Here is a 14,141-nt window from a genome sequence, read left to right as displayed (position 1 = left end):
GAGCGAGGACCGAACCATGTACGACCTGGCAGTGATCGGTGCAGGGCCCTACGGGCTGTCCATCGCCTCGCATGCCGCGGCGGCCGGGATGAGGACCCGGGTGCTCGGCAGGCCGATGGCATCGTGGCGCGACCACATGCCGCAGGGCATGTTCCTCAAATCGGAACCCTGGTCCTCCAATCTCTCCGACCCCTCGGGACGCCACACCCTCGACACCTACTGCGCCGCCCGCGAGCTGCGGCCCAGCCACGGCAACCCGCTGGCCATCGGCACCTTCACCGAGTACGGGATGTGGTTCGCCGCGCAGGCGGCCCCTCCGGTCGACGAGCTCACCGTCACCCGGGTCGCCCCCGACCCCGCGGGGTTCTCCATCGAGACGGCGGAGGGCGAGCGGTTCCGCGCCCGTACGGTGGCCCTCGCGGTCGGCGTGATGCCCTTCATCAACCTGCCGGTGGCGCTGAAGGGGCTGCCCGCGGAGCTCTGCTCGCACAGCAGCGGTCACCAGGATCTGAGCCGCTTCAGCGGCAAGGACGTCACGGTGGTCGGCGCGGGGCAGGCCGCCCTGGAGACCGCGGTGCTGCTCGCCGAGCACGGCGCGCGGCCCCGGCTGGTCGCCCGCGCCGGCCGGCTCAACTGGAACACCCCGCCGCAGCCGCTGCGCCGGGGACTGCTGCGTTCGGTCCGCGAGCCGCACAGCGGTCTGGGCACCGGATGGACCAACTGGGTGTGGTCCGAGGCCGCGCAGCTGGTGAGGCACCTGCCGGGCAGCACCCGCGCCCGCATCGCCGCCACCGCCCTCGGCCCCGCAGGCGCCTGGTGGCTTCGTGAACGCTTCGAGCGGCAGGTGCCGGTGGACCTGGCGCACGATCTGCTGAGCGCCACCGACCTGGGGGGCCGGGTGCGGATGACCCTTACCGCGGGCGGCGCCGCGGACCCGGTCCGGACGGTCGACACGGACCATGTCATCGCGGCCACCGGCTTCCGCCCCGACCTCGGCAGGCTGGAGATGCTCGACGCCCGTCTGCGGTACTCGCTCAGCACCGTCGGCCCCAGCCGGTCCCCTGAGCTCAACGCGGGATTCGAGTCGTCGTATCCGGGACTGTTCTTCGCGGGACTGCTCGCCGCTCCTTCGTTCGGCCCTTCCATGCGCTTTGTCTACGGGGCCACTTTCACGGCGGGCCGACTGGTTCGCGGGGTACGCCGGCGACTGTCGTCCACCGCGACCATGGCGACGGCTCCGGCCGACGCGGTGGAGCCGGCCACGGTGCGATAACGCAATCGGACCAGCAGGGAAAACACATCAGATGATCGAAAGGTCGGGACCATGGAGGACAAGTGCACCGACTGAAATGGGTCGTGCTTCCGGTAATGCTGCTCGCCCTGACGTCCTGTCAGGGTGTCCATGACGATCAAGGGAAGGCGCGGCGGGCCACGTCACCCGTGGTGAACGAGAAGGGCAGGCCTGGGCCCGGAGCCGAAAGCGCCCCGTCGGGCCGGGACATGCGGCTCGGCGGCACGGCCGATCTGTACGGCGACGGATCCGGCCGGCGCGTGAGGGTCACCGCGGACGCGGTCGTCGACCCGGCGATCACGGTGCCGGCCGCGCGGCGTCCGGCAGCCGGTCTGCGCCGGCTGGGCATCGAGGTCAAGGCCGTGAATCTCGGCGGTGCCGCGTACACGGCCACCGCGGGGTCCGTCTGGCTGATCGACAGCACGGGCGTCCGGCGTCTGCCGGTCCGCAGCGGTGTACTGACGACCGGTGCGCCCTTCGTGCTGCGGACACTGGCGGCCGGGGATTCGGCGGAGGGGTGGCTGGTGTTCGAGCTCCCCTCATCGGCTCAACCGGTGTCACTGCACTACAGCGCGGCGGCGAATGCCGGAGGCCGTACGGCGGTCTGGCAGATCTGACCCGCATTCCCGTACGGCGGAGAAGAGCCGGGGACATGTGAGCCGGGAGGAGTACGGGAACGGAAGGATCGCCGAGTCGGTACCGGGACCGATGGGCATAAAAGAATACGGTTCTCCCGCTGACCGCCAGTCTTCGGGAGGTGCACGGCAGATGACTGAATTCTTCAACCCACCGAGTTCACCGAAAGCACCGGCGTCACCGAGGCCGGCCGGATCACCGGCGCAGGCCGGCCGGATGCGGCGGCTTCCCCGGGGGGCCCTGGCGACCACCGCGCTCACCGCGGTGGTCGCCCTCGGGGTGTTCGAGGCCGGTCACCGGATGTCCGTTCCCGGCACGGGCCACGGCGGCGGTGCGGCGAGCAGGAGCCAGGCCGTGATGGGTGCGGGCGGCTCCCCCGCGGGTGCCGGGATGAATGTGCTGCTCGTCGGCCTCGACACCCGGGACACCATCACCCCTCAGCAGAAGGCCCGGTATCACCTGGGGGGAAGAGCCTGCGGCTGCACGGACACCATGATGCTGGTCCATGTCGCGCAGAACCGACGCCGCGTCAGCGTGGTGAGCCTGCCACGCGATTCCCTCGCCACCATTCCCGCGTACACCGACACGAAGGGCAGGACGCACAAGAGCCGCGCGGCGAAGCTCAACGCGGCCTACGCGGAGGGCGGTGCCCCGCTCACCATGCGGACGGTGCAGAAGATGACCGGCGTCCGCATCGACCGGTTCCTGCCCGTGGACTTCGCACGGTTCATGAAGACCGTCGACGGACTGGGCGGTCTCGACGTCTGCACCGACCGCCCGCTCAAGGACACGGCCACCGCCCTGGTCCTGCCGGCCGGGACCAGCCATCTGGGCGGCGGGGAGTCGCTGCAGTACGCGCGTTCACGCCATGTGGACACTCTCGCGGACTTCGGGCGCATCCAGCGGCAGCAGAAGTACATCGTCTCGTTCGTCAAGCAGATCTCCGGCGACGGAACGCTGCGCAGCCCGGCCCGGATGGCGGTGCTGGCCGCGGCGCTGCTGCCCGCGGTCCCGGCCGAGCGCGCCTTCACGGTCAAGGACACGCTGACACTGGCCGGGGAGCTGCGGAACATCGGCCTCGACTCGCTCGAATTCGCCACCGTCCCGGTCAAGGGTTACGTCCCGCTCAAGGGCGTCGGCACGACCATCGCCTGGGACCCGGCGAAGTCCGCCGAGGTCTTCCGGGCGGTGCGAAGCGACCGGTCCCTGCTGACCGTCGTGGCGACGCCCGCGGAGCACCGGACCAGCGGGGGCCGCAACGGGTTCCTGCCCGTCAAGGGCTCCCGGCTCGCCTGCCCCTGAGCGCCCCGCCGTCAGCGCGGGGTCATGAGACCGGCGGCTCGAAGGCGAACGGCAGCGCGCGCACCCGGTTGTCGAAGTTCGAATGCGCCAGATCGGGCGGTCCCACCGCACGCAGGGCCCGTGGACGGCTCAGCAGTTCACGGAAGAGCGCTTTGATCTCCTGGCGGGCGAGATGCGCACCGAGGCAGAAGTGCGGGCCCCCGCCCCCGTATCCCAGGTGCGGGTTGGGGTTGCGCGTGATGTCGAAGACGTCCGGGTCGGTGAAGACCGACTCGTCACGATTGGCGGACGCGTAGTAGAGGACCACCTTGTCCCCGGGGAGGAAGCGGCGTCCGCCCAGTGAGTGCTCCGTCAGCACGGTCCTGCGGAACTGGATGATCGGCGTCGAGTGGCGTACCACCTCGTCGACGGCGCCGTCCGCGTACCGGTCGAAGTCCGCTTCGAGCAGGGCGCGTTGATCCGGGTTGTCGGTCAGCAGGGTCAGCGCGTGGGTGATGGCGTTGCGGGTGGTCTCCACCCCCGCGACCATCAGCAGCGAGAAGAACGCGCCGAGCTGGCGGACGTCGAGTGCCTGGCCGTCGACGTCCGCGCGTACCAGCGCGGAGATGAGGTCGTCGGTGGGCCGGCTGCGGCGTTCGCGGGCCAGCGACGCCATCATCATCTGCATCCGTGCCAGTGCCCGCAGCCCCCTGCCGGGTACCCGCAGCCGGGCACGGAGCGGGCGGTCGACACCCACGTTCTCCGAGGCGTGGTCGACCCGGCCGGCGATCTCGGGACGGTAGTGCTCGGGGATGCCCATCAGGTTGCAGATGACCTCGAACGGCATCCGGGAGGCGACCGACGCCACGAACTCACCGGGCCGCTGCTCGATCATGTCGTCCACGACGCATGAGGCGACCCGGCGGATGTCCTCCTCCGCTGCGGCCAGCAGCCGTGGTGTGAAGGCCCTGGAGACCACCCGGCGCAGCTGGGTGTGGTGCGGCGCGTCCATGTTGACCATGGAATCGCCGAACAGGAAGCGGACCCAGCCGGCCGGCTCCGGAGTGGTCACCCCGGGCGCGCTGACGAACACTTGTGACAGCCGGCTCGCCTGGACCACGTCCGCGTGCCTGACCAGTGCGTAGAAGCCCCGTTCCGGGCGGCGCCAGGTGGCCGCGCGCTCGACGAAGTACCCGGGGCGCTCCAGTGCCCGGAGGGCGGCGAACGCCTCCAGCCGTGCGGAGTGCGGGAGCTGCCAGAACGACGGATCGGCCGGGTTCGCACCCGGCGGCTGGACCGTGTGCTGCACGGCGGACTGCGCCGGGACACCCATAGGCCGACCAACTCCCCTGTATCCGGTAGCTCCGGCGGTCATCGTGGCCCATTCGCCGGGGCCCGGTCGTCGCGCCCGCACGGCCGGGACGAAGTTCCCACCCGGGGGTGAGCGCATTGGCCCGTACGGTCCAAGGGCCGGGCGCCACCCGCTGACAGCGCGTCCGGGGCGGGTGCTGCATCCGTGTGTCCCCGGGGGAACGCACGGGACCGGAGCCGGCCGGCCGCTCCGCTGCGTGGCTCTTGTCTGAAGAACTGTTTCGTTGTGCCGTCGTTGTCTCCGTCGAGGCGCGGTCGGTCGTGCACCACGTGCGACGGGAAGTGCCGCGCAGCGGGCCGAATCGGAGGGAGCCGGGCATGAAAGCGTCCACACAGAACTGGAGCAGAGCGCGGTGGCGGGGGTGCGTGCCCCGTCGTGAGGTGCTGAGGGCGCTCTTCGCGGTGGGGGTCGTGGGTGGCACGGCGGGAGCGCTCGTGCCCGTGGTGACGGCGGACGAAGGCGGCGTGCAGGCCCCGGCCCGGAGGCTGCGGAACACCTTCGACGAGATGTACCGGGGCCGGCGCATCCACGGCGGTGCCACCGCCGGGTACACCGAGATCATGGTCGACGGCAGGCCGCTGCACATGATGCGGCGGGCCGACGGCAGTTACCTCAGCATGGTGGATCACTACCGGTCGTATCCGACGCCGCTCGCCGCCGCGCGCGGCGCGGTCGACGAACTGGGCGGCGCCCAGCTCTCGCCGGCATCCATGCGACAGCTCTGACGGGGGAGATCGCTCAGCTGTGTACACCCGCAAGAATCAGAAGCATCTCACCGCGGCCGAGCGGCGGCGGTTCGTCGGCGCGGTCATCGAACTCAAGCGTTCGGGACGGTACGACGCATTCGTCCGGATGCATGGCGAGTACTACGTTCCGGACGGCTCACGAGGGCCCCGGGTCGCCCATATGGCACCCACCTTCTTCCCCTGGCACCGCCGTTTCGTCCTGGAGTTCGAGCGCGCCCTGCAGGCCGTCGCACCCGGGGTCACGGTTCCGTACTGGGACTGGACGGTGGACAACACCCCGGCTGCCTCGCTCTGGTCCGACGACTTCCTCGGCGGGAACGGCCGCCGGGAGGATCAGCAGGTGATGACCGGTCCCTTCGCGTACCGCGGCGGGCACTGGGACATCAGCGTCGGAGTGACGGACGAGCCGTTCCTCACCCGCAATTTCGGCCGCCCGGCCGACCCGGTCGCACTGCCCACCGGGGCCGATCTGGACCTCGCGCTGAAGCAGCCGGTGTACGACGCGTCCCCGTGGGACTCCACGGTGTCCGGGGGGTTCCGTAACGTCTTCGAGGGCTGGTCGGTGGGCGGCGGTCCCCGATGGCGCAACCACAACCTGGTGCACCGCTGGGTGGGAGGGCTGATGAACTCCGCCACGTCCCCCAACGACCCGGTCTTCTGGTTGCACCATTCCTTCGTCGACCTGGTCTGGGACCGCTGGCAGAAGGCCCATCCGCGGGCCGGCTTCGAGCCGAGGAGGAAGCTGCCGGCCGGGGACCGGCAGAGCGGCCGGGTGTACAGCCTCGACGAGCCGATGCCGCCGTGGAACGTCAGGCCTTCGGCGCTGATGAGCCATCAGGGGATCTACCGTTACGAGTAAGGGCCGTCCGTGATCCCGGGCGGCCGACCCGGCGGGGATCACGGGGCAGCCCTCGGGCCGTACACACACCTGCGGCCACCCCCGGAAGGGGATGGCCGCAGGGATACGGGACGGTGATCCCGCTGTTCCGAGCCGTGCCCGGTGGGGTGCTCAGCTGCCGTAGGCGCCGTTGCGGCTGTCGTCGTGGCTCTTCTTGTGCCCGCCGTTGCGGCTGTCGTCGTTGCCGTCGTGGCGCTTGTGGCCGTGGTCGTCGGCGTTGATGCAGGTGTTGCCGGCGGCCGGGTTCAGCAGGCCGATGACGTTCACGGTGTTGCCGCAGACGTTGACCGGGATGTGGATCGGGACCTGGACGACGTTGCCCGACGCCACACCGGGGGAACCGATGGCGGCACCCTGGGCACCGGAGTCGGCCATGGCAAGACCGGCGGAGCCGGCCAGCACGGCACCGGTGCCCGCGAGTACGGCGGCGGCCTTCGCGATACGCGACATTACGTTCTCCTTGGAGCTTTGGAACTGTGGAACATCGGGGTCAGCCGCAGCGAACGCGGCCTCGATGCCCCTTCAACGCCGCAGTGCGTCCGTGGGTAACGGATAACGATCAAAATCGCGGGTGTGCAGCACGTTCGGACGCCTTCTCGTCCTCGGGGTACACGTCGATGCGGTCGACTCCGAAGGCGTGCCCGGCGGCCGGACCGGCGCCGTCCGTCCGGGTGACGGTCAGGGTGTGCAGCCCTTCGGTGAAGTCACGGGTGCCGAGATGCACCGGCCGGGTCGTGGTCTCGTGGGTGCGGCCGTCGAAGCGCCCCGCCGGCCTGCCGTCGATGGCGAAGACCACCCCGCCGTACTCGGGCCGACGGGTCATCACCGCGTTCAGCGAATACGGGCCGTCCAGCGGGACGGCGAAGGTGAACTCGGCGTGGTCGCCGGGGCGGAGGGCGCGGACCAGCCGCTGGTGGCCGCCGGACCACATCGGGCCACAGCAGTTGCGCTGCACGCTGCTGCGTCCCGTCGACGCGCTGGTGACCAGTTCGGCCTCGTAACTCCCGGTCAGCGGGAACACCTTGATGAGGTCGACCCCGATCCGGTAGCGCGGTGACGGAGCCCGGCGGCCGGCGGCAGCGAAGGTCATGGTGTGCCGGCCACCGGTCAGATATCTGATGCCGAGGTCGGCGGCCCGGGTGGCGGCGGTCTTCCGGTAGGCGTCGAACGGAGTGCCCGCCGCCTCGCCGTCCACGGCGAACGACACCCTTCCGTACTGCGGTCCCGTGGACTGCTCGGTGCCCAGGGCGTACCAGCCGTCGGCGGGCGCGTCGAAGCCGAGCGCGAAGTGGTCTCCGGGCCTGCGGCCGGTGAACGCCACCTGCGCGCCGCCCGACCACAGCGCTCCCGGCTCCCGGGCGAGCGGCAGGGTGGCGGAGCGGCCGGCGGGCAGCAGATGTTCGGCCTCGTGCTGGAGCAGCGGGGTGAGTTCCAGGTAGTCCAGGCCCGCGTAGCGCCCCGACGCGGCGGGATTCCTGCCCTCGACGGTCAGCGTGAGCCAGTGGATGCCCCGGGTCAGGCCGAGTTCGCCGAGTGACACCGGGCGGGTGGAGACGGTGGGCGCGTAGCCGTCCTGGACGGTCCCGGTCCTTCTGCTGTCGATGGCGTACGAGACCGTGCCGTAGTCGGGTCCGCGGGTCTGTTTGAGCACGACGGCGTAGTCGGCCGCCGTGGTGACATCGAACGGCAGGGTGTAGGTGTCGCCGGTCCTCGTGGCCCTGAACCAGGCCTGGCTGCCTCCGGAGAACCGGTTGCCGCCGCAGCAGTTGGTCTGCCGGACGGCTGTGGTCTGCGCGGTCCCGGTGGGCAGCAGCGCCTCGGCCTCGACCCGCCGCACCTGGTAGTCGGCGCTGCCGGGGTTGCGGTTGATGAAGGAGAAGGTGCCGGTGACGGTGGTGGAGCTGTGCCCGGATGCGTCGTCGGCGCGGACCGTCACGGGCTGCCGGCCGATGTCGTCGAGGGTGGCGGGCACCGACACGGTCAGCGAACCGTCGGCCGCCGCGCCGGCCCGGTACGCCGGTGATCCGTTGCCGATGCGGTAGGTGTACGAGGCGACAGCGGTGCCGCCGCCGGGCGTGAACGTCAGCTGGTGCAGCGTGTCGTCGAGACTGATCTCCGGAGGCTTCGGCGCCGGGGCCTGCCGCCGCCCGTCCGCTCCCGCTCCGGGTGCCGCCGCGGTGACCAGGGCGACGACGACGGCGAGGGCGCCGGCGGCGCCGGCGGCCAGGACGGACCGCCCGGAAGGGGGTCTTACGGAGCGGGGTCTTCCGGCGCGGGGGGCGAACAGCATGGGACGACCGTCCTTTGACACAGTGGGCAGACGCGGGGGCGCAGCCGGGCACAGCGGTACGGGTGGTGACGGTCCGCAGTAAAACGTAAATATGTGAAACTATCGGGCATTGCGGCCACTCCGCTGCCCCGTGTTGCCCGTCCCGTGCGAGGCTGCGCATAAGACCTGGATAAAAGTTGAGTCGCCTCGACTCAGGTCATTTGACTGGACGAAATCCTTCATGCACTCTTGAGCCAGTTCCACTCAAGTCAGCTGGAGGAATCACCATGGCACGTGCGGTCGGCATCGACCTGGGCACGACTAACTCCGTCGTCAGCGTTCTCGAAGGCGGCGAGCCCACCGTCATCACCAACGCCGAAGGCGCCAGGACCACGCCGTCCGTCGTCGCCTTCGCCAAGAACGGCGAGGTGCTCGTCGGCGAGGTCGCGAAGCGCCAGGCAGTAACCAACGTCGACAGGACCATCCGGTCGGTCAAGCGCCACATGGGCACCGACTGGAAGATCGACCTGGACGGCAAGAACTTCAACCCGCAGCAGATGAGCGCCTTCATCCTGCAGAAGCTGAAGCGGGACGCCGAGTCCTACCTGGGCGAGAAGGTCACCGACGCGGTGATCACCGTCCCGGCGTACTTCAACGACTCCGAGCGTCAGGCGACGAAGGAGGCCGGCGAGATCGCGGGCCTGAACGTCCTGCGTATCGTCAACGAGCCCACCGCCGCCGCCCTGGCGTACGGCCTCGACAAGGACGACCAGACCATCCTGGTCTTCGACCTCGGTGGCGGCACCTTCGACGTGTCGCTGCTCGAGATCGGTGACGGCGTCGTCGAGGTGAAGGCCACCAACGGTGACAACCACCTCGGTGGTGACGACTGGGACCAGCGTGTCGTCGACTACCTGGTGAAGCAGTTCGCCAACGGCCACGGCGTGGACCTGGCCAAGGACAAGATGGCTCTCCAGCGTCTCCGCGAGGCCGCGGAGAAGGCGAAGATCGAGCTGTCGTCCTCGACCGAGACCACGATCAACCTGCCGTACATCACGGCGTCGGCCGAGGGTCCGCTGCACCTGGACGAGAAGCTCACCCGAGCCCAGTTCCAGCAGCTCACCGCCGATCTGCTCGAGCGCTGCAAGAACCCGTTCCACAACGTCATCAAGGACGCGGGCATCCAGCTCTCCGAGATCGACCACGTCGTTCTCGTCGGTGGCTCGACCCGTATGCCGGCCGTCGCCGAGCTCGTCAAGGAGCTCACCGGTGGCCAGGACGCCAACAAGGGTGTGAACCCGGACGAGGTCGTCGCCATCGGCGCCTCGCTCCAGGCCGGTGTCCTCAAGGGCGAGGTCAAGGACGTCCTGCTGCTCGACGTCACCCCGCTGTCCCTCGGTATCGAAACCAAGGGCGGCATCATGACGAAGCTCATCGAGCGCAACACGACCATCCCGACCAAGCGCTCCGAGATCTTCACGACGGCCGAGGACAACCAGCCGTCCGTGCAGATCCAGGTCTACCAGGGTGAGCGCGAGATCGCGGCGTACAACAAGAAGCTCGGAATGTTCGAGCTGACCGGCCTGCCGCCGGCCCCGCGCGGTGTCCCGCAGATCGAGGTCGCATTCGACATCGACGCGAACGGCATCATGCACGTCGCTGCCAAGGACCTCGGCACCGGCAAGGAGCAGAAGATGACCGTCACCGGTGGCTCCTCGCTGCCGAAGGACGAGGTCAACCGGATGCGCGAAGAGGCCGAGCAGTACGCGGACGAGGACCACAAGCGCCGCGAGGCCGCCGAGTCCCGCAACCAGGGCGAGCAGCTCGTCTACCAGACCGAGAAGTTCCTCAAGGACAACGAGGACAAGGTCCCGGGCGACGTCAAGACCGAGGTCGAGGAGGCCCTCACCGAGCTGAAGGAAAAGCTCAAGGGTGAGGACACCGCCGAGATCCGCACGGCGACCGAGAAGGTTGCCGCCGTCTCCCAGAAGCTCGGCCAGGCGATGTACGCCAACGCCGAGGGTGCTGCCGCCGCGGGCGGTGCCCCGGGTGCCGAGGGTGACCAGGCTCAGTCCGCCGACGCCGGCGACGATGTCGTCGACGCCGAGATCGTGGACGACGAGAAGGACGCCGGCCGTCAGGGAGGCGCCGCATGACGGAGGAGACTCCGGGTTTCGAGGAGAAGCCCGACGTCCCCTCCGGCGCGACCTCCGACGACGCCGCGCCGCAGGCCGCCGGGTCCGGCTCCGACAAGGAGCCGGGCCCGGCGGCCCCGGCAGGGGACGCACAGCAGAGCGATCAGGACACGGCGCTCATTGCCCAGCTGGACCAGGTACGCACGGCTCTCTCCGAGCGCACCGCGGACCTCCAGCGCCTGCAGGCCGAGTACCAGAACTACCGCCGCCGGGTGGAGCGGGACCGGGTTCAGGTCAAGGAGGTCGCCGTGGCGACTCTCCTGTCCGAACTCCTCCCGACCCTCGACGACATCGGCCGGGCCCGTGAACACGGCGAGCTGGTCGGCGGCTTCAAGTCGGTGGCCGAATCGCTGGAGACGGTCGCAGCGAAGATGGGGCTTCAGCAGTTCGGCAAGGAGGGCGAGCCCTTCGACCCGACGATCCATGAAGCGCTGATGCACTCGTATGCGCCGGACATCACCGAAGACACGTGCGTGGCGATTCTGCAGCCCGGGTACCGGTTCGGCGAGCGCACCATCCGCCCCGCGCGGGTGGCGGTGGCCGAACCCCAGCCCGGTGCCCAGGCCGCCAAGGCGGACGAGGCCTCGGACGAGGACGACGGTGGCCCGGACGAGGGTCAGCAGTAGCCGGAAGGAGGGACGTCGGGGATGAGCACCAAGGACTTCGTCGAGAAGGACTACTACAAGGTTCTCGGCGTCCCGAAGGACGCCACAGAAGCCGAGATCAAGAAGGCGTACCGGAAACTCGCCCGCGAGTTCCATCCGGACGCCAACAAGAGCGACGCCAAGGCCGAGGGGCGCTTCAAGGAGGTCTCCGAGGCGAATGACGTCCTCGGGGACCCGAAGAAGCGCAAGGAGTACGACGAAGCGCGTGCTCTCTTCGGCAACGGCGGCTTCCGGCCGGGCCCGGGTGCCGGCGGCGGCTCCTTCAACTTCGACCTGGGCGACCTCTTCGGGGGCGCCCAGGGCGGACAGCAGGGTGGCGCCGGCGGCTTCGGCGGCGGACTCGGGGACGTGTTCGGCGGTCTGTTCAACCGGGGCGGCCCCGGTACCACCCGCACCCAGCCACGCCGTGGCCAGGACATCGAGTCCGAGGTGACGCTCAGCTTCACCGAGGCGGTCGACGGGGCCACGGTCCCGCTGCGGATGTCCAGCCAGGCACCCTGCAAGGCGTGTTCGGGAACCGGCGACAAGAACGGCACCCCCAGGGTGTGCCCGACCTGTGTCGGGACCGGCCAGGTCTCGCGCGGCAGCGGTGGCGGCTTCTCGCTCACCGACCCCTGTGTGGACTGCAAGGGCCGTGGGCTCATCGCCCAGGACCCCTGTGACGTCTGCAAGGGATCGGGGCGTGCCAAGTCGTCCCGGACCATGCAGGTCCGGATCCCGGCCGGGGTGGCCGACAACCAGCGGATCCGCCTCCGCGGCAAGGGCACCCCCGGCGAACAGGGCGGCCCTGCGGGAGACCTGTACGTCGTCGTCCACGTGGACGCCCACCCGGTTTTCGGCCGCAAGGGCGACAACCTCACCATCGCGGTGCCCGTCACCTTCGCGGAGGCGGCACTCGGCGGCGAGGTGAAGGTCCCGACGCTCGGGGGACCCCCGGTCACCTTGAAACTGCCCGCGGGCACGCCCAACGGCCGTACGATGCGCGCGCGCGGCAAGGGCGCCGTACGCAAGGACGGCAGCCGCGGGGACCTGCTCGTCACCGTCGAGGTGACGGTGCCGCAGGACCTCAGCGACACGGCACGTGAGTCGCTGGAGACCTATCGTGAGGCGACCGCGGGTGAGGACCCGCGGGCGGAGCTGTTCAAGGCCGCGAAGGGAGCATGAGATGAACGGCCGGCGACACCGCGACAATCCCATGGGCTACGAACTCACCGACGAGACACCCGTGTACGTCATCTCGGTGGCCGCTCAGCTCTCGGGTCTGCACCCGCAGACCCTGCGGCAGTACGACCGGCTTGGCCTGGTCTGCCCGGGCCGCACCGCCGGCCGTGGCCGGCGGTATTCGGCCCAGGACATCCAACTGCTCCGTACGGTGCAGCAGTTGTCCCAGGACGAGGGCATCAACCTCGCCGGCATCAAGCGCATCATCGAGCTGGAACACCAGGTCGCCGCGCTCCAGGCCCGGGTCGCCGAGCTCTCGGCGGCGGTGGACGGAGCCGCGGTGGCGATGCAGCAGCGCGAGGCTCAGGTCCATGCCTCGTACCGCCGCGACCTGGTCCCGTACGAGGATGTCCGGCAGACCAGCGCGCTCGTCGTGTGGCGGCCCAAGCGGTCGTCCGACTGAGCGGCAGCGAGCGGGCTGAGTGAGGGCCGCCACCCGGCCGGGTGGCGGCCCTCAGCCATGCCGCGACGGACCGCGGCCGTCCGGCACATCAGTCCTTGCGCTCCGGGGAGATGTGCGCTCCCGGAGTCACCGCCGGGGAACCGGTGTCGGCATCGTCCCGGGCGAGTGTGAGCGGCTCCGTCCGGTGGGCTTCCGGGCTCTTGAGCATCCCGGACTGCGCGATCCGTACGCCCAACTGCACCCGGTTCGTGGTGCCGAGCACCGCTGAGAGATGTGCGATGTGCGTACGGCAGGTGCGCACGCTGATCCCGAGCCGTCTGGCCACGGCTTCGTCGGCGTGCCCCTCACCGAGCAGCCGGGCAATGGCGTACTGCCGCTCGGACACCCCTGCGGCCGGCACGGGGGGAGCCGACTCCTTCATGGGCCGGCCCTGCCGCCAGAACCGGTCGAAGACCGTCACGAGGTATCCGACCAGCGCGGGGTGCCGTAACTCCAGGGCGATGGTGCGGTCGGGACTCGCCGGGATGAACGCCACGGTGTGATCGAAGATGACCAGGCGCTCGGGGATGTCGTCCAGGGTCCGGATCTCGATGGAGTCGCCCATCTGGCGGAGATAGTTGAGAAGTCCGGGGCTGTGGAGCGACGCCCGCTGATAGAGGGTGCGGGTGTGGGCTCCCCGCTCGGACAGCAACTGGCCCCGCCTGAGAGCGTCCTGCAGTTCGCTCTCGCGGCGCGGCCCGGGTTGTATGCACCGCACCTCCGTGCGGCAGTCGTTGTTGGCACGGTTGATCGCGGTGTTGATGCGCGGGAAACCCTCGAGCACCACGACGCCGGGTGTGCTGCCGCTAATGGCCGGTGTCCCTGGTGCCGTGAATCGCTCCAGGGTCTCCGCGATCCGCACTTCCCGTGAACGGCGTGTGTGGATCTCGGCCTCGATGTCCCTGAGTATCGCGTGCAGAGCGAGTGTGGGCGGTGTGGGGAGCAGCTGGTCCAGGCTGTCGGGGTCCGGGTGAAGAAGTCCCAGGTCGATGAGGCAGGGCGCCGCACCGGCTGCCCGGCGGCTGACACCTCCCTGCTTCAGCGCCTCCGCGTATATCCGGCTGCCGGTCTTGCACAGCTCTTCCACATCGTGGGTGTGCTGCGTCTCTGCCATCTGTGCCTCCT

Annotated in this window: 13 protein-coding genes; 9 read left to right on the top strand and 4 right to left on the bottom strand. The window is 69.9% G+C overall.

All coding sequences use genetic code 11. The annotated features are described in order from the left end of the window. Nucleotides 1-16: 16 nt before the first annotated feature. The 3 genes from OHS16_RS14495 (at nt 17) to OHS16_RS14485 (ending at nt 3,229) form a co-directional block, all read left to right on the top strand. Nucleotides 17-1,273, top strand: coding sequence for an NAD(P)-binding domain-containing protein (locus tag OHS16_RS14495; RefSeq protein WP_328537615.1), 1,257 nt, complete (start codon nt 17-19; stop codon nt 1,271-1,273). Between the two features lie 62 nt (nt 1,274-1,335). Next, a complete protein-coding gene (locus OHS16_RS14490) occupies nt 1,336-1,908 on the top strand; it encodes a DUF4352 domain-containing protein (RefSeq protein ID WP_328537614.1) in 573 nt (190 codons plus the stop codon). Nucleotides 1,909-2,059: 151 nt separating this feature from the next. Then, on the top strand, nt 2,060-3,229 hold the full coding sequence (locus OHS16_RS14485) for an LCP family protein (protein WP_328537613.1): 1,170 nt from the start codon (nt 2,060-2,062) through the stop codon (nt 3,227-3,229). Between the two features lie 22 nt (nt 3,230-3,251). On the opposite strand, the gene OHS16_RS14480 is transcribed toward OHS16_RS14485, so the two are convergent. Beyond that, nucleotides 3,252-4,541: a cytochrome P450 gene (locus OHS16_RS14480; RefSeq protein WP_328537612.1), complete on the bottom strand. Its 1,290-nt coding sequence runs from the start codon at nt 4,539-4,541 to the stop codon at nt 3,252-3,254. A gap of 356 nt (nt 4,542-4,897) precedes the next feature. On the opposite strand from OHS16_RS14480, the gene OHS16_RS14475 reads away from it, so the two are divergent. Continuing rightward, nucleotides 4,898-5,305: a tyrosinase cofactor gene (locus OHS16_RS14475; RefSeq protein ID WP_328537611.1), complete on the top strand. Its 408-nt coding sequence runs from the start codon at nt 4,898-4,900 to the stop codon at nt 5,303-5,305. Nucleotides 5,306-5,324: 19 nt separating this feature from the next. Further along, nucleotides 5,325-6,185 carry a tyrosinase family protein gene (locus tag OHS16_RS14470; protein WP_328537610.1) on the top strand — a complete coding sequence of 287 codons (861 nt, stop codon included), beginning with the start codon at nt 5,325-5,327 and terminating at the stop codon, nt 6,183-6,185. Nucleotides 6,186-6,335: 150 nt separating this feature from the next. Here the strand turns inward: OHS16_RS14470 and OHS16_RS14465 are convergent, their stop codons facing one another. Further along, entirely contained in the window at nt 6,336-6,674 is a 339-nt protein-coding gene (locus OHS16_RS14465) for a chaplin (RefSeq protein WP_328537609.1), read from the bottom strand. 109 nt (nt 6,675-6,783) lie between these two features. Beyond that, entirely contained in the window at nt 6,784-8,514 is a 1,731-nt protein-coding gene (locus OHS16_RS14460) for a hypothetical protein (protein WP_328537608.1), read from the bottom strand. A gap of 266 nt (nt 8,515-8,780) precedes the next feature. Here OHS16_RS14460 and dnaK point away from each other — a divergent pair, with 266 nt between their 5' ends. The 4 genes from dnaK to OHS16_RS14440 are packed head-to-tail and all read left to right on the top strand — an operon-like array spanning nt 8,781 to nt 12,977. Beyond that, nucleotides 8,781-10,649: a molecular chaperone DnaK gene (gene dnaK / locus OHS16_RS14455; RefSeq protein WP_328537607.1), complete on the top strand. Its 1,869-nt coding sequence runs from the start codon at nt 8,781-8,783 to the stop codon at nt 10,647-10,649. Further along, the gene (gene grpE, locus OHS16_RS14450; RefSeq protein WP_328537606.1) at nt 10,646-11,314 is read left to right on the top strand and encodes a nucleotide exchange factor GrpE; all 669 of its coding nucleotides are present in this window, start codon (nt 10,646-10,648) and stop codon (nt 11,312-11,314) included. The genes dnaK and grpE overlap by 4 nt, the downstream gene beginning before the upstream one ends. Nucleotides 11,315-11,335: 21 nt before the next feature. Then, complete coding sequence (dnaJ, locus tag OHS16_RS14445) at nt 11,336-12,517, top strand: molecular chaperone DnaJ (RefSeq protein WP_328537605.1); 1,182 nt, start codon at nt 11,336-11,338, stop codon at nt 12,515-12,517. Nucleotide 12,518: 1 nt separating this feature from the next. Beyond that, complete coding sequence (locus OHS16_RS14440) at nt 12,519-12,977, top strand: heat shock protein transcriptional repressor HspR (RefSeq protein ID WP_328537604.1); 459 nt, start codon at nt 12,519-12,521, stop codon at nt 12,975-12,977. Nucleotides 12,978-13,065: 88 nt separating this feature from the next. Here OHS16_RS14440 and OHS16_RS14435 read toward each other — a convergent pair whose 3' ends face one another. Then, nucleotides 13,066-14,130 carry a helix-turn-helix transcriptional regulator gene (locus OHS16_RS14435; RefSeq protein ID WP_328537603.1) on the bottom strand — a complete coding sequence of 355 codons (1,065 nt, stop codon included), beginning with the start codon at nt 14,128-14,130 and terminating at the stop codon, nt 13,066-13,068. Nucleotides 14,131-14,141: the final 11 nt, after the last annotated feature.

The organism is Streptomyces sp. NBC_00344 (assembly GCF_036088315.1).
Classification (GTDB): Bacteria; Actinomycetota; Actinomycetes; order Streptomycetales; family Streptomycetaceae; genus Streptomyces.
The sequence above is the reverse complement of the archived record's forward strand: the minus strand, read 5'-3'. Positions and strand labels throughout refer to the sequence as shown.